18 protein-coding genes are annotated in these 22,302 nt (G+C 70.0%); 15 read left to right on the top strand and 3 right to left on the bottom strand.

Annotated features, from left to right (window positions below):
- The 3 genes from ACEN2M_RS04750 (at position 1) to ACEN2M_RS04740 (ending at position 3,015) form a co-directional block, all read left to right on the top strand.
- Positions 1-2,073 carry a beta-galactosidase gene (locus ACEN2M_RS04750; RefSeq protein WP_441646991.1) on the top strand — a complete coding sequence of 691 codons (2,073 nt, stop codon included), beginning with the start codon at positions 1-3 and terminating at the stop codon, positions 2,071-2,073.
- Between the two features lie 304 nt (positions 2,074-2,377).
- On the top strand, positions 2,378-2,806 hold the full coding sequence (locus tag ACEN2M_RS04745) for a hypothetical protein (protein WP_441646990.1): 429 nt from the start codon (positions 2,378-2,380) through the stop codon (positions 2,804-2,806).
- Positions 2,803-3,015 carry a helix-turn-helix transcriptional regulator gene (locus tag ACEN2M_RS04740; RefSeq protein ID WP_441646989.1) on the top strand — a complete coding sequence of 71 codons (213 nt, stop codon included), beginning with the start codon at positions 2,803-2,805 and terminating at the stop codon, positions 3,013-3,015. The genes ACEN2M_RS04745 and ACEN2M_RS04740 overlap by 4 nt, the downstream gene beginning before the upstream one ends.
- Positions 3,016-3,280: 265 nt before the next feature.
- On the opposite strand, the gene ACEN2M_RS04735 is transcribed toward ACEN2M_RS04740, so the two are convergent.
- Entirely contained in the window at positions 3,281-3,865 is a 585-nt protein-coding gene (locus ACEN2M_RS04735; protein WP_441646988.1) for a hypothetical protein, read from the bottom strand.
- Complete coding sequence (locus ACEN2M_RS04730; protein WP_441646987.1) at positions 3,831-4,373, bottom strand: hypothetical protein; 543 nt, start codon at positions 4,371-4,373, stop codon at positions 3,831-3,833. The genes ACEN2M_RS04735 and ACEN2M_RS04730 overlap by 35 nt, the downstream gene beginning before the upstream one ends.
- Positions 4,374-4,887: 514 nt before the next feature.
- On the opposite strand from ACEN2M_RS04730, the gene ACEN2M_RS04725 reads away from it, so the two are divergent.
- The 10 genes from ACEN2M_RS04725 (at position 4,888) to ACEN2M_RS04680 (ending at position 19,573) form a co-directional block, all read left to right on the top strand.
- Entirely contained in the window at positions 4,888-8,076 is a 3,189-nt protein-coding gene (locus tag ACEN2M_RS04725) for a DNA polymerase III subunit gamma and tau (protein ID WP_441646986.1), read from the top strand.
- Positions 8,077-8,676 (top strand): recombination mediator RecR, encoded by a 600-nt coding sequence (gene recR / locus ACEN2M_RS04720; RefSeq protein ID WP_088455142.1) that lies wholly within the window; start codon positions 8,077-8,079, stop codon positions 8,674-8,676.
- A gap of 357 nt (positions 8,677-9,033) precedes the next feature.
- Positions 9,034-9,633, top strand: a complete 600-nt coding sequence (locus tag ACEN2M_RS04715) for an ArsR/SmtB family transcription factor (protein WP_441646985.1) — start codon at positions 9,034-9,036, stop codon at positions 9,631-9,633.
- Positions 9,633-10,721: a serine hydrolase domain-containing protein gene (locus ACEN2M_RS04710; RefSeq protein WP_441646984.1), complete on the top strand. Its 1,089-nt coding sequence runs from the start codon at positions 9,633-9,635 to the stop codon at positions 10,719-10,721. The genes ACEN2M_RS04715 and ACEN2M_RS04710 overlap by 1 nt, the downstream gene beginning before the upstream one ends.
- Positions 10,718-11,068, top strand: coding sequence for a hypothetical protein (locus ACEN2M_RS04705; RefSeq protein WP_441646983.1), 351 nt, complete (start codon positions 10,718-10,720; stop codon positions 11,066-11,068). Before ACEN2M_RS04710 ends, ACEN2M_RS04705 begins: the two co-directional genes overlap by 4 nt.
- 356 nt (positions 11,069-11,424) lie before the next feature.
- Positions 11,425-12,720 (top strand): aspartate kinase, encoded by a 1,296-nt coding sequence (locus ACEN2M_RS04700; protein WP_441646982.1) that lies wholly within the window; start codon positions 11,425-11,427, stop codon positions 12,718-12,720.
- 342 nt (positions 12,721-13,062) lie between these two features.
- Positions 13,063-14,124, top strand: coding sequence for an aspartate-semialdehyde dehydrogenase (locus ACEN2M_RS04695; RefSeq protein WP_441646981.1), 1,062 nt, complete (start codon positions 13,063-13,065; stop codon positions 14,122-14,124).
- 134 nt (positions 14,125-14,258) lie between these two features.
- On the top strand, positions 14,259-16,676 hold the full coding sequence (locus tag ACEN2M_RS04690) for a putative bifunctional diguanylate cyclase/phosphodiesterase (protein ID WP_441646980.1): 2,418 nt from the start codon (positions 14,259-14,261) through the stop codon (positions 16,674-16,676).
- Positions 16,677-16,692: 16 nt separating this feature from the next.
- Positions 16,693-18,354, top strand: coding sequence for a sensor histidine kinase (locus tag ACEN2M_RS04685; RefSeq protein ID WP_441646979.1), 1,662 nt, complete (start codon positions 16,693-16,695; stop codon positions 18,352-18,354).
- 31 nt (positions 18,355-18,385) lie between these two features.
- A complete protein-coding gene (locus ACEN2M_RS04680) occupies positions 18,386-19,573 on the top strand; it encodes a GGDEF domain-containing protein (RefSeq protein WP_441646978.1) in 1,188 nt (395 codons plus the stop codon).
- 44 nt (positions 19,574-19,617) lie between these two features.
- Here the strand turns inward: ACEN2M_RS04680 and ACEN2M_RS04675 are convergent, their stop codons facing one another.
- The gene (locus ACEN2M_RS04675; RefSeq protein WP_441646977.1) at positions 19,618-20,217 is read right to left on the bottom strand and encodes a hypothetical protein; all 600 of its coding nucleotides are present in this window, start codon (positions 20,215-20,217) and stop codon (positions 19,618-19,620) included.
- A gap of 119 nt (positions 20,218-20,336) precedes the next feature.
- On the opposite strand from ACEN2M_RS04675, the gene ACEN2M_RS04670 reads away from it, so the two are divergent.
- Both ACEN2M_RS04670 and ACEN2M_RS04665 read left to right on the top strand, forming a co-directional pair.
- On the top strand, positions 20,337-21,782 hold the full coding sequence (locus ACEN2M_RS04670; RefSeq protein WP_441646976.1) for a glycosyltransferase family 2 protein: 1,446 nt from the start codon (positions 20,337-20,339) through the stop codon (positions 21,780-21,782).
- A complete protein-coding gene (locus ACEN2M_RS04665) occupies positions 21,779-22,141 on the top strand; it encodes a hypothetical protein (protein ID WP_441646975.1) in 363 nt (120 codons plus the stop codon). The genes ACEN2M_RS04670 and ACEN2M_RS04665 overlap by 4 nt, the downstream gene beginning before the upstream one ends.
- Positions 22,142-22,302 lie beyond the last annotated feature (161 nt).

The raw sequence follows: 22,302 nt of genomic DNA, 5'->3' as shown, positions 1-22,302 counted from the left end.
ATGGGCGACGTCACGACCGGCCACGAGACGCCCGGCACCTTCGCGATCGGCGACGAGGACTTTCTCCTGAATGGTGAGCCGTTCCGGGTGCTCGCCGGGGCCATCCACTACTTCAGGGTGCACCCGGATCACTGGGCCGACCGCATCCACAAGGCCAGGCTGATGGGCCTGAACACCATCGAAACCTACGTGGCCTGGAACGCGCACTCGCCCAAGCGCGGCTCGTTCGACACCGCGGGGCAGCTCGACCTGGCCCGGTTTCTCGACCTGATCGCCGCCGAGGGCATGTACGCCATCGTGCGGCCCGGGCCGTACATCTGCGCCGAGTGGGACAACGGGGGACTGCCCGGGTGGCTGTTCGCCGACCCCGCCGTGGGGGTGCGGCGCAACGAACCGCTCTACATGGCGGCGGTCATCGAGTACTTCGAGCAGCTGCTGCCGATCGTGGCGTCCAGGCAGATCGACCGCGGCGGCCCGGTCATCCTGGTGCAGATCGAGAACGAATACGGCGCATACAGCGACGACAAGGAGTACCTGCGCGAGCTCGTGCGGCTCAACCGGGCCGGCGGCATCACGGTGCCGCTCACCACCATCGACCAGCCCACCGACCAGATGCTCGAAGACGGCAGCCTGCCCGAGCTGCACAAGACCGGCTCGTTCGGCTCCCGCGCCACCGACCGCCTGGCGGTGCTCCGCCGGCACCAGCCCACGGGGCCGCTGATGTGCGCCGAGTTCTGGAACGGCTGGTTCGACCACTGGGGCGCGCACCACCACACCACCTCCGCCGCAGACAGCGCCCGCGAGCTCGACGATCTGCTCGCCACCGGCGCCAGCGTGTCGCTGTACATGTTCACCGGCGGCACCAACTTCGGCTTCACCAACGGCGCCAACGACAAGGGCGTCTACCAGCCCACCGTCACCTCCTACGACTACGACGCCCCGCTCTCCGAGAGCGGCGAGGTCACGGCCAAGTACCTCGCCTTCCGCGAGGTGCTCGCCCGCTACGCGCCGGCGACCGCCGCGCTGGTTTCCGGCTCGGTGGTGCCCGCCGCGGTCGTGAAGCCTGCCGCGCTCCCGGCCCTGCCCGCGGCCGCCGAGCCCGCCCCGGTCTTCGAGGTCGCGCTCGACGAATCGGTGTCGCTCTGGCACGCGCTGCCCGAACTGGCCGACGTCACCGCGGCCGCCACCGACCACCTGCCCAGCATGGATGCCCTCGGCCAGTACACCGGGTTCGCCCTGTACCGCAGCCGGCTCGCCCCGGGCGCCCGGGTGCTCTCCGTCGGCGAGGTGCGCGACCGCGCCCAGGTCTTCGTCGACGGCACCCCGGTGGGTGTGCTGCAGCGCGATCATCACGACCGCTCGATCAGCCTGCCGCCGGGGGAGCGCCTCGACCTGCTCGTGGAGGACCAGGGCCGCGTCAACTACGGCCCCCGCATCGGTGAGGACAAGGGCCTGATCGGCCCGGCCACCCTCGACGGCGCAAACCTCGCCGGCTGGCAGGTGCTCACCCTCGACGTGGATGCCTTCGCGCGCTCGGGCAGCGCGCTATACACCCGGAACCAGGCCCACCACGCGGCCGACGTGCTGGCGCTGAGCCCCAACGAGCCGCGTACCGGTGTGGACCTCGACCTCGACGTGGATCTCGACCTCGCCCGGAACCTCACGACCACGCCCACCCTCACCGCCACGGCGGTCGGCGCCCGGTACCCGATCTCGGAAACGACATCCAACGGAAGCTCGGGTGCCCGCGCGCCGTATCTTGCGCCAGCCCCGCTGGACCTGGCCGCGGCGGTCAGCGAGTCGCTCAGCGGTCCGGCGTTCGCGCGCGGCAGCTTCACCGCCGAGCCCGGGGTGGACCTGTTCCTCAGCACCGCCGGGTGGGGCAAGGGGCAGGCCTGGATCAACGGGTTCAACCTCGGCCGGTTCTGGGACCGCGGCCCGCAGACCACCCTTTACGTGCCCGGCCCCGTGCTCGGCGCGGTCAACGAGCTGGTCATCCTCTGCCTGCACGGCACCGAGGCCACCCGCGCCCACTTCGTGGCCCGCCCCGACCTGGGCCACACCGACTTCTAGCAGTCCCATCCCGTCCCGTCCCGTCCCGTCCCGTCCCGTCCCGTCCCATCCCGCGAGAGCGGGGAAGCGGTTGCTTCGCGAGGGTTGAGGCGACCACATGACCGCTTTCGTGGCCGTGTGGTTCGTGGCGCCGTGACCTCCATTCCGCGAAAGCGGGGAAGTGGTTGCATCGCGAGGGTTGAGGCAACCACATGACCGCTTTCGTGGCCGGTGACTGCCCGCGCGCCTCGGCAACTGTAAAGGTTGCTTTCCACACGGGTGGAAAGTAACCTTTACTGGTTCCTAACCAGGTCAGGAGTTCGCTATGAAGGTCCGGTTCCCCTACGTCGCCTACATCGTCGTGTTCGTCGTCATCAGCGGAGCGGTGGGCCGGCTCGGCGGCGTGGCGCGAGAGGCGGATGCGGCGCCCTGGGTGAGCTTTGGGCTCACGGTTCTGCAGTTCCTCCTGATCGTGGGCGGCGGCCTGGGTATCAACTTGCTCCGCAGGCGCATCGAGCGGCGGGAGCGCACCGCGGCCCCCGACAGCCTCGAGCGCCAGGCGGCTGTTCAGGCCCAGGCCAAAGCCTTCATCGACCTGCTGATCCTCACCCTCGCGGTGGGATGCCTGCTCGTCGTCTTTCCGACCCAGACCAATCCCGGCTGGGTGCTGATCGGCCTGGTCGTGGTGCTCGTCGCCGACTTCTGGGTGCGCTACGCGGTAATCACGAGGTCCGCCGCGAAGGCCACAGTGTGAGGAACGACGTCGAGGTGCTTCGGCGCGAACGGAGCTGGTCGCAGGAGGCCCTGGCCATCCGCGTCGGGGTATCCAGGCAAACCGTCAATGCCATCGAGGCGGGCCGGTTCAATCCCAGCCTTCCGCTGGCGCTCCGGCTGGCCCGACTCTTCGAGAAGCCCGTGGAGGCGATCTTCTTCGACGACGACTCCAGCCGCGTCGATCCCTGACCGACGCCGGCAATTGTTCCCCAAACGGACTTCTGCACCCGGTGTGCCGGGTGCAAATGTCCGATTCGGGCACAGTTGCACCGCGGCACCCGTCGCACCCGCGGCACCCGCCGCACCCGCCGCACCCGTCGCACCCGTCGCACCCGTCGCGCCCGCGGCACCCGCCGCACCGGCGCGCAGCGGCGCGACTCGGCACGGACGCGCAGAAGGGGCAGGCCGCGCATCGCGCGACCTGCCCCCGTGGCTTCCTCTGCCGGTGTGAGCCCTAGCTGCGACGCACCCGTCGCGTGACCAGAACCGCGCCGCCGAGCATCAGCGCCACCGCCAGCGAGAGCAGCAGCCCCAGCGGGAGATCGACACCGGTGTTCGAGAGCTGCCCGGTTGTCGACCCGGCCGCATCGGGGTCGGCCACCACGGTGACCGCGATGCTCGCGAGCTCGGTGCCGCCCATCGACAGCACCAGGTGGTGGGCGCCGAGCGCCGCATCCCTGGGGATGCTACCGGCCAGGGCCAGCGCGCCGGCCCCTGACACCACGCCGGAGTCGAGCACCGTCACGGTCGACTGCAGCTCGAAGGTGATCGTGGCGCCCGCCGAGGCTCCGGTCAGCGCCGCCGCCACCTTCTGGCCGCGGGTGAGCACGGCGCCGTCGGAGTAGACGGCACCATCACCGTTGGCGAAGACGAACCCGGCCGACGGGGTGCCAGCCGTGCCCGGCGTGCCCGGCGTGCCCGGCGTGCCAGGGTCGGTACCCGGATCAGTGCCCGGGTCGGTACCAGGGTCAGTACCCGGGTCAGTCCCCGGATCGGTACCCGGGTCAGTGCCCGGATCCGCAGCCTTCACCACGAGCACGGCGGCCGAGTCGGCCGACGCCGACCTGTAGCCGGCCGCGCTGGGGGTCGTCCGGGTTCCAGGCCGCGGCGTAGCGGTCGCGGTCTGCGTAGTTCGAGGTGATCGCACCGTCTGTGTCCCTGGCCGCCAGGTCGGGGTTCCACCAGCCGTCCACGGCGCCGCCGGCGCGCAGGTAGGCCGGCACATCGCTGGCGTTGCCGCCGCCGATGTTGTAGCGGGCGATGTTGAGGTTCAGGCCGTCTTCGCCGAAGACCTTGTCGAAGAGGTCCTGACGCACGTCTGCGGGGTAGTCCCCGGTGGCATTGGCGAACCAGACCAGGCTGGTGCCCCAGCCCTCGAACTCCTCGTTCTGGTAAGCGGGGTTGGGGGTGATGGTGAGAGGGGTGGCCGCCGGGGCTGCTGCGAGGGCCGGTGACGCCGTCACCACACCCGCCCCGAGGCCGGTGGCGCTGAGCGCCAGTACTACGGTCGTGGCAAGTGCGCGTCTGCGCCCTGACGACTTTGTCATGGGTGGACCTTTCCTCCATTGGAAACGCGGTCAGCAAAAACAGCCGCCCGCAGGGGCTGTTTACGCAAACAACGGTGTGACACGCTCATGTTTACGCAAACATGTTTGCGAGTATGGCGACTAGATCGGCATCCTGTCAACAGTCTGTGACCTTTCTGTGTTCGCCACCGCTGCCCGATGTCCCTCCAAAACTGGGTCACCAGCCGCTGCCGGCTGGGCCCGCCGCCGGCTGCCCGGGGTCCCCGCGTCCCGCGCCCTAACTGTTCCCCGTGCGGACAATTGCACCCGGTGTGCCGGGTGCACATGTCCGCAGCGGGCACAGTTGTGCCTGCGCCGCGCGCCGCCGCTCGTTCTGCGCCGCGCCGCCGCTCGTCCTGCACTGCGCCCCGCCGCCCGTCCTGTGCCGCACGCCGCCGCCCGCACGCCGCGCGACCCCGCCGCATCCACACCGGATGCCGCGCCCCCTGTGTAGGAGCCATCCGGCCTGTCGGTGGCAGCAAGTACGATTGACCTCGTGGTTACCGCCCTGTATCGCCGTTACCGGCCAGAGACTTTTGCCGAAATGATCGGTCAGTCCCAGGTGACCGATCCGCTCATGACCGCCCTGCGCACCAACAGGGTCAATCATGCCTATCTCTTCAGCGGACCCCGCGGCTGTGGCAAGACCACGTCCGCGCGCATCCTGGCCCGCTGCCTCAACTGCGCCGAGGGCCCCACCGACACCCCGTGCGGCGTCTGCCCCAGCTGCGTCGAGCTCTCCCGCGACGGCAGCGGCTCCCTCGACGTTGTCGAAATCGACGCAGCCAGCCACAACGGTGTCGACGACGCCCGCGACATCCGTGAACGCGCCATCTTCGCGCCGGCCCGTGACCGCTACAAGATCTTCATCCTCGACGAGGCGCACATGGTCACCCCGCAGGGTTTCAACGCGCTGCTCAAGATCGTCGAAGAGCCGCCGGAACACGTGAAGTTCATCTTCGCCACCACCGAGCCCGAGAAGGTCATCGGCACCATCCGCTCGCGCACCCACCACTACCCGTTCCGGCTGGTGCCGCCCGCGCCCATGCTCGACTACGTGCAGCAGCTCTGCGACAGCGAACACATGACCGTGGCGCCGGGCGTGCTGCCCCTCGTGGTGCGCGCCGGCGGCGGCTCGCCTCGCGACACCCTCTCGCTGCTCGACCAGCTCATGGCCGGCTCCGAGACCGAGGCCATCGAGTACGAACGCGCCGTGGCCCTGCTCGGCTACACCCACGCCACCCTGCTCGACGACGCCATCGACGCCATCGCCGCCCGCAATTCCTCGGCCGCGTTCGACGCCGTCGACCGCGTCATCCAGACCGGGCAAGACCCGCGCCGCTTCGTCGAAGACCTGCTCGAGCGCATGCGCGACCTCATCATCGTGGCCGCCACCAGCGCCGCCGGTGCGGCCGCCGTGCTCCGCGGCGTGCCGCAGGACGAACTCGACCGCATGCAGGTGCAGGCCTCCAAGTTCGGTCCGGCCGAGCTCTCCCGCACCGCCGACATCCTCAACGCCGCCCTCACCGAGATGACCGGCGCCACCTCACCGCGCCTGCACCTCGAACTCATGATCGCGCGCGTGCTCATCCCCGCCACCGACGACTCGACCCGTGGCGCCCTCGCCCGCGTCGAGCGGCTCGAGCGCCGCATCGGTGTCGACGGCGGCACCGCGGATGCGTCCGCACCCGCCGCCGCCGCCCCGCCCGCGCGCACCTCAGCGCCCGCCCCCGCGGCCATCCCGGCCGTCGCCCCTGCCGCCGGCTCGCGCGCAGCAACGCCGCCCGCAGCCAACGCGCCCGCCGCCCCGTCGGCTGCGCCCGCTGCGCTCGCTTCGACCGCTCCGGCCGGCGGAGGCTGGGCCACCCGCGTGCCCGGTTCCCCGGCCGCGGAGCCCGCGCCGGTTCCAGCCGCCGCGTCCGCCGGCACCTCGTCCGCCGGCACGTCGCCGGCCTCCTCATCCGATGACACCGCTGCGGCAGCCGCTTCGACGGCCGGATCCCGCTCGCCCGTCGACGCCGGCGCATCCGCTGGCTCTGCTGCATCGGGCGCAACCGACGGCACCGCCGGCGCTGCGTCTGGTGCCGGCGCGAGCGCGTCCGCGCCCGATACCGTCGAACCCGTCGCGGAGGCGCCAGCAGCGCCCGTGCAGGTCGGCCCGGTCACACTGGCGCAGATCAAGGATGCCTGGCCGCAGATTCTCGAGGCTGTCAAGGAGGTCAAGCTCAGCGCCTGGCTCGTGGTCTACACCGCGCGCGTGCTCGACCTGCGCGGCGAAGACGTGCTCGTGCTCTCCTTCCCGAGCGAGCAGGACATGCAGGGCTTCAAGGCTCAGCAGGCCCCCGGCCAAGGTGTAAGCGAGTTCCTCCGCGGCGCGATCGTGCGGGTGCTCGGCCTGCGCGTGAAGTTCATCGCCAGAGCCGACTCCGAGACCTTCGCCGCCGCCGGCGCCGGTTCGGCACCCTCCGGCGCGCCCGTGGCCCCCGCCGCGGCCTCGGCCCCCGCCACGGCCTCGGCGACCGTCGCCCCGGCGTCCACGACGCCTGCCGGTTCGCCGAAGGGCAACGCGGCGCCGTTCAACGCGGCGTCCTCTGGTTCGACGCCGGCCCCGGCTAGTTCGACGCCGGCCCCGGCGAGCTCGACCCCGGCTTCGGCTGGCTCGACGCCGGCCTCGGCTGGCTCGACGCCGGCCTCGGCGGGCTCGACCTCGGCTTCGGCGGGCTCGACGCCAGCTGGCTCGGCCTCGGCTGGCTCGACCCCGGCTGGCTCTGGCTCGACCCCGGCTGGCTCAGCCGCGGCCTCGGCCGCCTCAACGCCAGCGAGCTCTTCAACCTTCGGAACCCCGTCCGGCGACGCTCCCGCGAGTTCCGGCCCGGCCACCGTGCCGTCGGCCGCCTCAACCTCCTCGCCCACCGGCGCCTCCTCGGCCGCAAGCACCGCGACGGCCACGGGCACCGCCACCGCCACGCTCGCCCCGCCGACCAGCTCCACCGGCTGGGCCACCGTGGTCATCCCCGGATCCGCGGCCGCCCTGGCCGCCGCCGAGACCCTCGCCGGCGAACCCGTCGTAGTCGCGCCCGCGCTCGGCGCACCCGCCAGCGCCGGTGCGACTGCCAGCGCCGGTGCCGCCACCGGTGCGCCCGCCAGCGCAGGTGCACCCGCGCGCGGTGCAGCCGCCGGCGCTCCCGTCGGCGCTCGTGCGAACACCGCCCTCGGAGCCCCGGCCGGCACCCCATCGTCGTCAGCGCCATCCGCCGCCCAGTCTGCTCAGGCCGAGTCGGCGTACGACTACGCACCAGAGCCCGACTTCGAGCCGCCGTTCGACGAGGAGCCACCGCCCTACGATGACCTGCCGCCCGACCCGCAGCAGTACGCCGCACCCCCGGAAGCCCCCCGCGGTACCCGGCCGGCCACGCAGCAGCCTCCCCGCCAGCAGTCCGGCCAGCAGAACGCTCCCGGCCAGCAGGCTCCCGGCCAGGCGCCGGCCGCCGGCGCCACCGCATCCGCTCCCACCCCGCCCACCGCATCCGCCCCGGCCAGCCAGCGCGGCGCCCCCGCCCGCCGCTCGCCGGCCTTCGCGGAGAAGCAGCGTTACGGCGAGGCCGTGGTGCGCGAGATTCTCGGCGCCACCTTCATCGAGGAACAGCCGCACGACCCGATCTCGCGACAGAGGAACGATAACTAAATGTACGAAGGCATCGTTCAGGAACTCATCGACGAGCTCGGTCGCCTGCCCGGCATCGGCCCCAAGTCGGCGCAACGCATCGCGTTCCACATTCTGCAGACCAAGAACTTCGACGTGACCCACCTGGCGAACGTGCTGCTCGAGGTGCGCGACAAGGTGAAGTTCTGCGAGATCTGCGGCAACGTCTCCGAGCAGGACACCTGCATGATCTGCCGTGACCCGCGCCGCAACCCCACCTCCATTTGCGTGGTCGAAGAGGCCAAGGACGTCGTCGCGATCGAGCGCACCCGCGAGTTCAAGGGCCTGTACCACGTGCTCGGCGGGGCGATCAGCCCCATCGACGGCATCGGACCCGACGACCTGCGTATCCGCCAGCTGATGACGCGGCTCGCCGACAACACCGTGCAAGAGGTGATTATCGCCACCGACCCCAACCTCGAGGGCGAGGCCACCGCCACGTATCTCTCCCGCCTGCTCACCACCCTCGACATCAAGGTCAGCCGCCTCGCGTCCGGCCTTCCCGTGGGTGGCGACCTCGAGTACGCCGACGAGGTCACCCTGGGCCGCGCCTTCGAGGGCCGCCGCACCGTCACCAGCTAACCCGACGGCGCGAGCCAACCCGCCGGCGCGCACACCGCGCCTGCACGCGAAGCTCGACGCGCGCATCCCGCACCCCACCCGGTCACGTTTGCCACGCCCAGATTCTCGCAACTGTTGCCCAAACGGACATCTGCACCTGGTGCGCCGGCAACATTTGTCCGCTCTGGCACCAGTTGCGGTCGCGAGAGCCGTGGTCGAGCCCTGCCGACCACCCGGCCGAACCCACAGTCCAGGACTGGCCCAGATTTGCTAGTGCAGAGGGTGCCTCAACTAGCAAAAACGGGCCAGTCATGTCCTGTGCGCGCGCATCTATGTATTTACGTAGATTAACTTCAGTAAATCCGTAATACTTGTTTTATGACCACGTTGGATGACCACGCGCACGAACTCGCACGGCTGCGCGAACGCGTCGACGCGCTGGAACGTGCCGTCAGCATGTCTCCCGCCCCGACCGCCGTCCCCGCGGCCCCGACCGCCGTCCCCGCCGCCCCAACCGCCGTCCCCGCGGCCCCAACCGCCGTCCCCGCGGCCCCGACCGACAGCTCCGACGTCTTCTGGGCCCTCAACGCCCTCAAGGCCCAGGTAGCCGCTCCCGGCGCGGTGCTCTACACCGGCAGTGTCACCCTGCCCGGCGGGGGAGCGGCCGACTGGCAATACGCCCTCACCACCGAAGACCTGCTCGCCCGCGACTGGGGCCGGCCCGGCACCACATCCGCCCTGACCGCCCTCGGTCACCCGGTGCGACTGCGGCTGCTGCAGGCCATTGCCACCGGCACCGTCGCGGTAGCCGAGCTCGCCGCGCTCGAAGGCCTGGGCACCACCGGGCAGGTCTATCACCACGTCAACCAGCTGATCGCTGCCGGCTGGGTGTACTCCACCGCCCGCGGCCACTACGGCATCCCGCCCGAACGCGTGGTGCCGCTGCTCGTCGTCATTCTCGCCGCAGGAGGTATCTGATGAATCATTCCACCCGCATCCGCTGGATCGCCGCCGGCGCGGCCGCCCTGGTTCTCGCCGCCGGCGTGCTCGCCGCCCCGCGCCCACCCAGCCTGTCGACCGCCGGCACCGGAGACGCGGCTCTGAGTGCCAGCCTCGCCGAGGCCGCCACGCTCGAGCCCGGCGCCCGCGATACCCTCGCCGCCGTGCTCATCGACGAGAACGGCGCCACCTACGCCGGCCTCGGCGCCGACCAGCACACCGAGTTCGAGATCGGCTCGATCACCAAGACCTTCACCGCCCTGCTGCTGGCCCAGGCGGTGGAGCGCGGCGAGGTCACCCTCGATGCCCCGGTCGGCGACTACCTCGACCTGGGCGACAGCGCCGCGGCCGACGTCACCCTCGCCGAGCTGAGCAGCCACCGTTCCGGCCTGCCGCGCATCGCGACCACGGTGCCCGCGCTGGTCACCAGTCTGTGGAGCGGCTACCGCGGCAGCGACCCCTACCCCTACGACCTCGCCGCGCTCACCGAGCACGCCAAGGCCTCCGCACTCACCGACCGCGGCACCGTCGCCTACTCCAACCTCGGCGTCGCCCTGCTCGGCCAGGCCCTCGCCGCCGCGGCCGGCAGCGACTACGCCGAGCTGCTGCAGAGCCGCATCTTCGAGCCGCTCGGCATGGATGCCACGTCGCTGCCCGTCACCACCGACGGCCTCGCCCACAACGCGCGCACCGGCTTCACCGCCGCCGGTCGACCCGCGGATGCCTGGACCCTGAACGCGTACGCCCCCGCCGGCGGCATCCGCTCCACCACCGCGGACATGGCGCTCTACGCCCAAGCGTTGCTTTCCGCTGACCCCGCCCTGGGTGTGGACCCGGCCACGGTGCTCGATCCGCAGGGCGGCTCCGGCGATGGCCCGCTCATCGGCCTGGCCTGGTTCACCCAGGCGCCCGAAGACGGCACCGCTACCTGGCACAACGGCGGCACCGGAGGGTTCGCCAGCATGATGGCGCTCGACCGTGACGCGAACCGGGCGGTTGTCGTGCTGGGCAACACCGCCACCAGCGCCGATGCCGTGGCCATGACGATTCTGGAGGAGACCAAATGATCGCCTGGATCCCGCTGATCCTGCTCGTCGGCTTCGTCGGCGGGTTCGCCATCTCGGCCTGGTCGCCGCGGATCGGCAAGGCCAAGGACCGGCTGGCGCTGGTGCTGGACGGCCTCATGGCCGCCGGGCTCCTGCTTGCCGGCCGCATGATCGTGGACTGGTCGAGCGTCAGCATCCTCACCTGGTACACCCTCGTGCTGGTTCTGGCCGCCGCCACCGTCGGCGCCGTGCTGCGCTGGCCCACGCTGCCGCCGCTGAAAGACCCGGCCAAGCGCACCAGCCGCACCTGGGGCTCCGGCTTCACCCTCGCCATCCTGGCCCTGCTCGTGGGCGTCACCACCTTCTAACCCGCCCCACCCACGTGACTGGCCCATTTTCGCTAGTGCGCAGGTGCTGCCAACTAGCAAAAGTGGGCCAGTCATCACCCCCCCTGCCGAGGACTGGCCCATTTTTGCTAGTGCGCAGGTGCTCCCGACTAGCAAAAGTGGGCCAGTCATGGGCGGGCGGGCGAGGTGGGGCGGGCGATGTGGGGCGGCCGGCGGATGCGGCGGGATGCCGGCCGGCCCGGGCAACGGGCCGGCGCGATGCCGGCAGGTCGGGCATCCGCCCGAACCACAACGTCACATGAACGCCCGAGAATACGAACGCATTTAGGATGGGACTGCGGGATGTCTCCGCGTACCCGGAAGCCAGGAGTGCCCACGTGAGCCTGATCGTGCAGAAGTTCGGCGGATCATCCGTTGCCGACGCCGAGAGCATCAAACGCGTCGCCAAGCGCATTGTCGACACCAAAAAGGCCGGCAACGACATCGTCGTAGCCGTCTCCGCGATGGGTGACTCCACCGACGAGCTGCTCGACCTCGCCCACGAGGTCACCCCGATCCCGGCGCCCCGCGAGCTCGACATGCTCCTCACCGCCGGTGAGCGCATCTCCATGGCCCTGCTCGCCATGGCCATCAAGAGCATGGGCTACGACGCCCGCTCGTTCACCGGCAGCCAGGCCGGCATGATCACGGATGCCCAGCACGGCGCCGCCCGCATCGTCGACGTCACCCCCGGCCGGCTCCGCGACGCGCTCGACGAGGGCGCCATCGCCATCGTCGCCGGCTTCCAGGGCTTCAACCGCGACACCAAAGACATCACCACCCTCGGCCGCGGCGGCTCCGACACCACGGCCGTGGCCCTGGCCGCCGCCCTCGGCGCCGACATCTGCGAGATCTACACGGATGTCGATGGCATCTTCACCGCCGACCCCCGCGTCGTGCCCCGCGCCCACAAGCTCGAACGGGTCTCCAGCGAAGAGATGCTCGAGCTCGCCGCCGCCGGCGCCAAGGTGCTCTACATACGCGCCGTGGAATACGCCCGCCGGCACGGGGTCACCCTGCACGTGCGGTCGTCGTTCAACAACAACACGGGCACCATCGTCTACAACCCGGGCACCACCAGCCCGTATGCCGCCGCACTATTGAATGGAGAGACAGTGGAAGAGCCCATCATCGCGGGGGTCGCCGCCGACCTCAGCGAGGCCAAGGTCACCGTCGTCGGCGTTCCCGACATCCCCGGCAAGGCCGCGCAGATCTTCAAGATCGTCGCCAAGACCAACGCCAACGTCGACATGATCGTGCAGAACGTGTCGGCGGCATCCACCGGGCTCACCGACATCTCGTTCACCCTGCCCAAGTCCGAGGGCCAGCAGGTGCTCACCGCGCTCACCAACGAGCAGCAGCACGTGGGCTTCGCCGGCCTGCAGTACGACGACCAGATCGGCAAGCTCGCCCTGGTCGGCGCCGGCATGCGCACCAACACCGGCGTCTCCGCCAAGCTGTTCGAGGCGCTGTTCGAGGCCGGCATCAACATCGAGATGATCTCCACCAGCGAGATCCGCATCTCGGTGGTCACCCGCGCCGACACCATCAACCAGGCGCTGCGCGTGGTGCACACGGCCTTCGGCCTCGACGGCGACGACCCCGCCGTCGTGCACGGCGGCACCGGCCGCTAACCCGCGCACCCCAGCCCAGCCCAACCCGGACGGGCCCGGCCCCGCGCCATCCGCGAGGCGGCCAACTGTTACCCGTGCGGACATCTGCACCCGGTGTGCCGGGACCATTTGTCCGCATTGGTACCACTTGCTCCGGGCGAGCACCGGCCGGGCGAGCACCCTCCGGCCGAGCACCGGCACCGCCCCCCACCACCCCCCAAACCCCGCTCCGGCGGCATAACTCCTGCACTTTCTGCCAAAACCGGATGTTTCGGCCCGCTGAGGCCGCGAACGGGCAGAATTACAGGAGTTATGCGCAACACCCGGCCTGAGTTCGACTGAGTACTGAGTTAGGAACACCACGTGAGCAGCACCGCAGGAATCCACATCGGCGTCGTCGGTGCCACCGGCCAGGTGGGCGCCGTTGTGCGTCGCCTGCTCGAGGAGCGCGACTTCCCGGTCGCCAGCATCCGTTTCTTCGCCTCCGCGCGCTCCGCGGGCACCGTGCTGCCGTTCAAGGGCGAGCGGATCGTCGTCGAAGACGCCTCAACGGCCGACCCGTCCGGCCTGGACGTGGCCATCTTCTCCGCCGGCGCCACGCTCTCCAAGACCCAGGCGCCGCGCTTCGCCGCCGCCGGCGTCACCGTGGTCGACAACTCGTCGGGCTGGCGGATGGACCCCGAGGTGCCTTTGGTGGTCAGCGAGGTCAACCCGGAGGCCATCGACCAGGCCGTCAAGGGCATCATCGCCAACCCGAACTGCACCACCATGGCCGCCATGCCCGTGCTCAAGGTGCTGCACGACGAGGCCGGCCTCGAGCGCCTCATCGTGAGCACCTACCAGGCGGTGTCCGGCAGCGGCCTGGCCGGCGCCCAGGAGCTGGCCAGCCAGATCCGCGCCGCGGCCAGCGACGACAACCTGTTCCAGCTCGTGCACGACGGCTCGAGTGTGAGCATGCCCGAGCCCACCATCTACAAGCGCCCGATCGCGTTCGACGTGATCCCGCTGGCCGGCGCGATCGTCGACGACGGCTCGTTCGAGACCGACGAAGAGAAGAAGCTCCGCAACGAGAGCCGCAAGATCCTCGAACTGCCCGACCTGCTGGTGAGCGGCACCTGCGTGCGCGTGCCCGTGTTCACCGGCCACTCGCTGTCGATCAACGTCGAATTCGCCCGGCCGATCTCGGTGGCCCGCGCCACCGAACTGCTCAGTGACGCTCCCGGCGTGCAGCTGAGCGACATCCCCACCCCGCTGCAGGCCGCCGGCGCCGACCCCAGCTTCGTGGGCCGCATCCGCCAAGACCCCGGCGTGCCGAACGGTCGCGGCCTCGCGCTGTTCATCAGCAGCGACAACCTGCGCAAGGGCGCCGCGCTGAACGCGGTGCAGATCGCCGAGCTCATCGCCGCGAAGCGCGCCGTCGCCTGACCCCGCCTGGCCGGCGGGTCAGCTGCCCCGCCGGCCGGCGCATCGGCTAATCAGCCGGTCAACCCGACAACCAACCCCACAACCGACCCGCCGGATAGTCGCCAGCGGCCACTAAGCCGCGGTCCGCTCCAGTAGTGTCAGACCTTGTGGAGACGATCAAAGCAGCAACGGCCCTGAGCCGGTTGGCTTTCGGCGTGTTCGCGGCGACCGCGCTGTTTTTCATCGGCGCCGCCCTCAGCCACCTGGTGCTCAGCGGCAACGTCGAGCACGTGTTGATCGCCCTGCTCGCCGTGGTCGTCGCCGGCGTCCTCGACGTGCCCCGCGTGCGCTTGGGCCCGGTGCCGCACCTCAGCCCCATGATCAGCCTGCCCATCGTGGTCGTGCTCGCCCTCAAACCGGTTTTCGAGACGGTGCCGGCGGTGGGCCTGGTCGCCCTGGGCGTTCTGATCGTGGTGTGGATGCGCGCCCACCGCCCCGAAGTCGCCGTCTACGCGGCCGGTCTCACGAGTGTCGGCGGGGCCGCCTTCCTGGCGGCGCACGACGGCCTGCACGCCTTCGCCCCGGAGCCGGTGGCCGCGGCCGCCGGGGCTATCGCGTATCTCCTGGCGATCATCGCGGTGGAGGCCCTCCGGCACCGCTACGACATGCCCCGCGCCGGTCGCGGCGACGAACGGCACTACTCCGTCGTGCGCCTGGTGCTCACCGTCGGCGGTTTCGCCGGCCTCTGCGCCTTCATCGCCGCGTGGACGCATCCGTTCTTCGACCAGCGCACCGACACCCTGGCCGTGGCGGTCACCCTGGTGCCGCTCGCCGTGATCGGCGCCGGCGCGATCCTGGTCGTGCGAGCCGTGGCAATGCGGCGGCGCCTGGCCGGCGTCGTCGACGGGGTCATCGACCTCAACGCCACCAACCATTTCGTGAAGACCGGCGGCCAGGCCAGCCCCATCACCATCGCCCCGGCCGGCACCAGCACCGACCTCGCCGCCGTGCTGCTGCGCTCCGTCGCCGCCACCGTGGGCGTCGAATCCGCCAGCGTGCGCCACGAGCCGGCCGGGCTCGGCGAGATCGACGCCCCGCTGGCCATCAGCGTGCTCGGCGGCCAGTTCCTGGTGGCCCGCCGCGACGTGATGGACTACCCGTTCACCCGCGACGACCACCGCGCCCTCGCGGCCCTCGCGCACACCGCCGACGTGGTCTTCACCGCCAGGGAGAGCATCGGCGGCCTCACCATCCGCGCCAACACCGACCCGCTCACCGGGTTGCCCAACTACGGCGCCTTCCAAGACGCCCTGGCGAACATCAACGATCACCGGGACTACTCCGAGGCGCTGGCCGTGCTGTTCATCGACCTCGACGACTTCAAGCGGATGAACGACCGCTACGGCCACCAGGCCGGCGACGAGATCCTCAGCGAACTCGGCCGCCGGCTCAGCGCCGTGATCCGGCCCTACGACGTGGTCGCCAGGGTCGGCGGCGACGAATTCGTCGTCATCCTCACCCGGTTGTCCACCCTCGCCGAGGCCAAGCTGCTCGCCGAACGCATCATGGAGGCCACCAGCGAACCGCTGCCCGTCAGCGGCACCGTGATCAACCCGGTGCTCAGCATCGGCCTGGCCTACTCCGCGCACCGCGAGACCGACGTCAACCAGCTGCTCCGCGACGCCGACCGCAGCATGCTCGCCATCAAGAAGTCCCGCCGCCGGGGTGGCCCGGCCAACGAGAGCAGCATCAACATCTCCGGGCACCGGTCGTCGCAGATGAACGACATCGTGGCCCGCGCCATCGACGAAGACCTGCTCGAGCTGGCCTTTCAGCCCATCGTGAGCCTGGTCACCGGGCAGATCTGGGCGTTCGAAGCCCTCGTGCGCTACTCCGACCCGGAGCTCGGCCCGCTGTCGCCGCCGTCGCTGGTGGAGAAGGCCAAGAGCCTCGGCCGGCTCGACGCGCTCACCCGCCAGGTGGCGTTGAAGGCCATGGCCGCGGCCGCGGACTTCAGGCTGATCGAACCGCGCATCGTCTGCATGACCATCAACGTGGAGGCCGGCCAGATCCTGCCGCAGCGGGTGGGCTCCTTCGTCGAAGACCTGGCCGACCGCTACCCGGGCATCTCGCTCTGCCTCGAACTGAACGAACGTTCCGTGGCCCGGGTGTCCACCGCGGTGCGGGCGCAGGCCGAGCACCTCCGCGACATCGGCATCATGATCGCCCTCGACGACTACGGCTCCCAAGACTCCTCGGTCGACGCCCTGGTGCGGATGCCGATGGACATCCTTAAAATCGACAAGAGCCTCGTCGACGACCTCGACGACGTGCGCCAGCGCGAGGTGCTCACCGCCCTGCAGGGGTTCGGCGACAACCTCGAGTACTCGATGATCGTGGAGGGTGTCGAGAACGAGGCCATGGCCACGCACCTCTCCGCACTGGGCATCCGCAGCGCCCAGGGATTCCACTACGGGGTGCCGCGCAGTTTCGAGAAAACCCTCTCCAGGCTCGAAGAATTCGGAGCCGCCGCCGTGTTGCCCTCGCCGGCCGTGACCGAGCTCGCGCTCTAAACGTTAGGGTCGCAGTATGGTCGAGCAGAGTCTGAGATTGCCGCGAGTCGGCGTGCGTGAGCGCGTCGAGCGCAGCGTCTTCCTCTCCCAGCTCCTGCTGGCCGCCGCCACCCTGCTGCTGGTAGCCGTCACGGTGGCCAACGACCCGGCCATGTTCCTGGAACCGCTGTACTTCCTGGGCGTCATGATCATCTTCGGCACCACCGGTCTGGCCGCCGCGGTGCCGTGGCGCCGGCTGCCCAAGGTCTACATCGTCACGCTGCCGCTGCTCGACATTGTCGGGCTGGCCATGGCCCGCGAGGCGCAGCCACTGCTCGGCGTGAGCTTCCTGCTGGTGTTCCCGGTGATCTGGATGTCCACCCACTTCGGTCAGGCCGGCGCCACCGGCAGCGTCATCTTCGCGAGCCTGCTGCTCTGGGCCGGGCTGCCGGTGAAGTTCTTCAACGACCCGCACAACGCCACCGGGTACGCCAGCTCGCAGGCGCCCCTGCTGGCCGTGGTCACGATCATGCTGGCCTTCGTCGCCTCGGTCACCTACACCTCCAACCGGCGGGCGGTGGCGCAGCGGGTGCTGCTCACCCAGCAGGCCGGCCTGTTCGAAGCCGCCCTGCAGCGCTCCCGGCGCCAGGAACAGACCCTCGACGAGATCTTCAACACCGTGGACTTCGGCGTGGTCGGCTACGACCGTGACGGCCGGGTCAACTTCGTGAACCGGGCCCAGCGCGCCCTGCTCACCCGGTTCGGGGTGAGTGACGGCGTGGGCCTGCAGAGCATCGTGTACAAAGAAGACGGCGTCACCCCGTTCAACGGCCCCGAACGGCCCACCCAGCGCGCCATCCGCGGCGAGACCGTCGACAGGGTCACGGTATGGCTGGGTTCGCCCGATCAGCAGCAGGCCGCGGTGCTGGTGTCGGCCCGCCCCATCCACGACCACAACGGCCGTTACGACGGCGGCGTGATGGTGACCCGTGAGGTCACCGCCGAGGTGCGTGCCGTGCAGGCCAGGGACGACCTCGTGGCCTCGGTGTCGCACGAGCTGCGCACCCCGCTCACCTCCATCCTCGGCTACCTCGAACTCGCCCTCGACGACGAGCGGGTCGAACCCGACACCCGGCACATGCTCGAGATCGCGTCGAAGAACTCCGACCGGCTGCTCGAGATCGTCTCCGGCCTGCTCACCGCGGCCAGCGAGTCGAAGGAGGGCCTCGCCCTCACGGTGGAGCCCTGCGACCTGTCCGCGATCCTCACCGAGGCCGTGGAGTCGGCCACGCCCCTCGCCGCACAGCGCAACATCCGTTTCGAACTCGCCGAACTGGCCCCGATCACCGTCGTCGCCGACGCGTTCAGGATGCGCCAGGTGATCGACAACATCTTCTCCAACGCGATCAAGTACAACGTGGAGTCCGGCAAGATCCGCGTCACCGTGCTGGAGGTGCCCTGCGGCATCGAGGTGCGGGTCGCCGACACAGGCCGGGGCATGAGCGAAGACGAACAGGGCAACCTGTTCGACAGGTTCTACCGGGCCGACTCGGTGCGGGGCTCCAGCGTGCACGGCACCGGACTCGGGTTGAGCATCAGCAGGGACATCATGCGCGAACACGGCGGCGATCTGCGTCTAGAGTCGACCAAGGGCAAAGGAACGACGGCAATCGCCTCGCTCCCGGTGAACAGAGGTTGATCGTGGTAGGTCACGCTCAACGAGGGACAGCATGCAACTAGACGGACCCACCCTGCAGATGATCAGCGGGTTGATCACGATTCTCTGCGGGGTCTCATTCATCTTTAATACCGCGCTCAATCGCAACGACCCTCCGGGCCGGTTGTGGAGCCTCGCGTTCGTGGCGGGCATCATGGTGGCCGTGGGCTACGGCGTGTACCTGGTCAGCGCCGAGGCGTGGTGGTCGATCACCTTCGCCAATGCGGCTCTGGTCGTGGCCGTCGGCGCGCTCTGGTCGGGCAGCCGGGTCTACAACGGCCGCAGCTCGGGCTTCGCCGTGGTGGGCGGCCTCGCGGCCGTCGTGGCCGTGATTTCGATCCTGCCCGGCGCCGACGGCGGCGAGTGGGCCGGCGCCGGACCGCTCTGGGTGAGCGTGGCGTTGATGGGGGCCATGGGCGGCGTCGAGGCGTTGCGGGGCCGGATGCGGCGCAACGTGAACGGGCGCATCTTCGCGATCGTGCTCTTCGTCGTGGCCATTTTCTACTCGGGCCGCGCCATCGCCTTCTTCCTGGACGGTGTCGACAGCGCCACCTTCGTCACCTACTTCAGCTCAGGCACCACCTCGATCCTCAACATGGCGCTCATCATCACCGCCTGCATCGCGGCGTCGATCCTGCGCGCCGAGCGGGTGGGCAGCAACGCCGTCGGCGACATCGCCGTGGGCATCCACTCCGCCGCCGGCGTGCTCTCCGGGGCGTCCTTCCGGCAGGCGGCCACCGACCACCTGCAGCGGGGCGAACGGGCCGCGCTCGGCCTGGCCGTGATCGGCGCCGACATCGACAACCTCCCGGAGATCAACACGGCGTTCGGCCGGGTCGCCGGCGACGAGGCCATCGCCCGGTTCGCCGACACCCTGCGCGGCAGTGCCCCGATGATGTCGCTGATCGGGCACCCGGCCGCCGGCCGCTTCTTCATCCTCGCCGCCGTCGGCTCGGCCACCGAGGCGATGGCCATCGCCGAACGGATGCAGAACGCCCTCGTCGACGGGCCGCTGGGGGAGTCCTTCCAGGTGCGCCTCACCGCGAGCTTCGGCATCGCCGACACCTTCGACCACGGCTTCGACCTCACCGCGCTCAGCGAGGCGGCGGGGCGGGCGATCGACGTCGTCAAGCACCGCGGCGGCAACGACATCGAGGTCGCCACCGAGTCTGCTCCCACCCTGCCGCGCACCGCGGGCTGACTCCGCAAGGGGCGCCGTTTGCGGCTCGGCCCGCGCGTTGCGCCCTAGGGCGCGATCGCGATGGTGAGCTGATCGCTCGCGGTCTGCTTGGAGTAGGCCGCCGAGGTGGGCGTGGTCTGGATGAGCAGTTCGTAGGTGAACGACAGCGTCACGCTGGTGGCGCTCGGGTCGACCGCCGACATCACGTAGGTCTGGCCGTAGCTCCACGGCGCCTTCATGAAGTACCCCGTGGGCACGGCGGACTGGTCGACGAACGGCTCGGGCGGGTCCAGCGGCCCGGTGGGCCCGGTGACGGCCGTATTCACGGTCACCTTGGCCAGGTAGACCCCCTGGCCGTCGTCGGTGCCCAGCGCGGCGCTGAGGGCGAAGCTCACCGGCTTGTTCGCGCCGGCGGTCCACTCGCCCATGTTCAGGGTCGAGGAGTAGTTCACGGTGAGGGTGGCGTCCCCGGCGGTGAGCGTGCGCTGAGCCGACCCGGTCGACAGGTCGTTGGTGATCGCCGTGATGGTGGGCTTCGACGTGGGGGTGGCGGATGCGCTCGAATCGAGCCCGGCCCACGGGGCCTGCCCGCAGGCCGAGAGGCCCAGCGTGAGGGCGGCGGCACAGGCGAGTGCCGTGACGCGGGCGCGAGTTGTCGACGGCATGGGTCCCCCCGGGGTGTTCACAGTGGCGAGCGTCTGCTGCGCTGTTCTTGAGCATATCTTGTGAAAACCTTGACCCCGAATGGGGCACAAACGGGTATTTGCCTGACAGAGTTGCAACTGTGACCGAGACAAGCAAAAACCTGAAGCCCACACCGGCCGTCGACCCGGTGCAGGCGGCGTACGCCAACGAGTTCAACGAGATGGTCGAAGGCCTGCCGACGTTCCGTCCCACCATCGGTTGCATCGTTCCCGCCTACAACGAGGCGGACTCCATCGCCGGCGTGCTCGACTCGCTGCTGGCCCAGACCCGGCTGCCCGACGTCATCCACGTGGTGGTCAACAACACCACCGACGACACCGTGAAGATCGCCAGCGAGTACGCCGGCCCGCACGAGGTGGTCACCGACGGTGTCATGCAGTTCACCGAGGTGTTCGTGCACGACATCGGCGTGAACCCCGACAAGAAGGTCGGCGCGCTCAACTACGGTTACTCCCTCATCGAGGGCTGCGACTTCCTCCTCGGCGTCGACGGCGACACCACCGCGGCCACCAACGCCGTGGAGCAGCTCGAGGCCGAGATCGCCTCGGACACCCGCGTCGGCGGCATCTCGGCGATCTACAGCATCGACGACACCGTCATCCAGGGCCTGATGCCCAGCTTCCTCATCGCCGGCCAGCGCGCCCAGTTCGCCGCGTTCAACATGCAGAACATGCTCCGCGGCCGCAACATGGCCGTTCTCGGCGGGCAGTTCTCCATCTTCTCCACTAAGGCGCTGCGCGAGGTCATGGTCGACAGCCACCAGGCCACCCCGTGGGTGAAAGACAGCGAGGTGGAGGACTCCCTGCTCTCGCTGCAGATCAAGAGCGCCGGCTACCTCACCAAGATCAGCGCCCAGGCCCGCGCCAACGTGGGCGGCATGACCACCCTGCGCGGCCTGGATGCCCAGCAGGTCAAGTGGAACTTCGGCGCCATCGAACTGATGTGGCCCGGTCAGCGCGGCGACACGAAGGGGCAGCCCTTCCACCCCAACCTGCGCCTGCGCTGGCTGGAGAACTTCTCCATGGTCGTCAACGTGCTCACCCGGGTGATGTTCTTCATCCTGCTGTTCGCCTCCCTGTCCATCAACGCGTTCGTGTTCAGCCCGATCTGGCTGATCCCACCGGTCATCGCCATCCTGCTGAACTTCCGCACCGCCTGGTCGATGAAGAGCCGCACCTGGAAAGACATCGTCTTCGCCATCGGGTTCCTGCCCGCCGAGATCTACATGTGGGTGCGCATCGGCCACTTCGTGCGCGCCTGGACCAAGTTCGCCAGCAACAAGCAGGTCGACAACTGGGCCGAGCAAGCCAAGGCGGAACGTGGCTCAGGCAACGCCTACCTCGTGCCCCTCTTAGTGGGACTCGCCGCCGCGGCCGCGCTGGTGTTCATTTGGTTGCAGTTGCCAATTGTTGTCCAGTCCACCATTCTCTGGATCGGCTGGCCGATCCTGGGAGTGACCACCGTGCTGCAGACCCTCACCATGTTCTTCACCCTGATCAAGCGCCACCGCGGTTACAAGGTTTGAGCGCCCACATCGAAGCCACTGCGCTGCGCGCGCTGCTGACCCAGATGGGCGGCGACCGCGACATGCAACGACGGTTTGTGCACGACTTCGTGCACCTCTGGCACAGCCGGTCGCAGCGGTTGTCCGCGGCGCTGGGGGCCCAGTTCCCGGATGCCGAGGAGGCGCACGTGGTGTTGCTGAGCATCCGCTCGAGCAGCACAATGGTGGGCGCGGTCACGGTGGAGGCCACCGCCGCGATGATGCACGACGCCCTGCGCGACGGCGATATCCCCGGCTCCCTCCGCCACATCCAGCGCCTCAACCAGGTGGGCGAGCTGGCCTGCAACGACCTCGCCACCATGTTCGCCCTGCAGCCCTGACGCCGCTCGGCCCGGCCCCGCCCGGCCCCACTCGGCCCCGCTCGCCCGGCCCCGCTCGCCCGGCCGCGGCTCGTTGGTCGAGCGTGTCGAGGCCTCGCGACGTGCCCCGAGCTATGCGGGTCAGGCGCCGCTGTGCGGGTGGTGCGCCACCCGAATAGCGG

Origin of the sequence: Cryobacterium sp. W22_MBD10_FK3 (genome assembly GCF_052113745.1) — a bacterium.
Taxonomy (GTDB): domain Bacteria; phylum Actinomycetota; class Actinomycetes; order Actinomycetales; family Microbacteriaceae; genus Cryobacterium.
The sequence above is the reverse complement of the archived record's forward strand: the minus strand, read 5'-3'. Positions and strand labels throughout refer to the sequence as shown.

Bases quoted from the DNA above. Each gene is read 5' to 3' on its own strand.
- ACEN2M_RS04750 (WP_441646991.1), top strand. From the start codon at position 1: ATGGGCGACGTCACGACCGGCCACGAGACGCCCGGCACCTTCGCGATC.
- ACEN2M_RS04745 (WP_441646990.1), top strand. From the start codon at position 2,378: ATGAAGGTCCGGTTCCCCTACGTCGCCTACATCGTCGTGTTCGTCGTC.
- ACEN2M_RS04730 (WP_441646987.1), bottom strand. From the start codon at position 4,373: ATGACAAAGTCGTCAGGGCGCAGACGCGCACTTGCCACGACCGTAGTA.
- recR (WP_088455142.1), top strand. From the start codon at position 8,077: ATGTACGAAGGCATCGTTCAGGAACTCATCGACGAGCTCGGTCGCCTG.
- ACEN2M_RS04715 (WP_441646985.1), top strand. From the start codon at position 9,034: ATGACCACGTTGGATGACCACGCGCACGAACTCGCACGGCTGCGCGAA.
- ACEN2M_RS04710 (WP_441646984.1), top strand. From the start codon at position 9,633: ATGAATCATTCCACCCGCATCCGCTGGATCGCCGCCGGCGCGGCCGCC.
- ACEN2M_RS04705 (WP_441646983.1), top strand. From the start codon at position 10,718: ATGATCGCCTGGATCCCGCTGATCCTGCTCGTCGGCTTCGTCGGCGGG.
- ACEN2M_RS04685 (WP_441646979.1), top strand. From the start codon at position 16,693: ATGGTCGAGCAGAGTCTGAGATTGCCGCGAGTCGGCGTGCGTGAGCGC.
- ACEN2M_RS04680 (WP_441646978.1), top strand. From the start codon at position 18,386: ATGCAACTAGACGGACCCACCCTGCAGATGATCAGCGGGTTGATCACG.
- ACEN2M_RS04675 (WP_441646977.1), bottom strand. From the start codon at position 20,217: ATGCCGTCGACAACTCGCGCCCGCGTCACGGCACTCGCCTGTGCCGCC.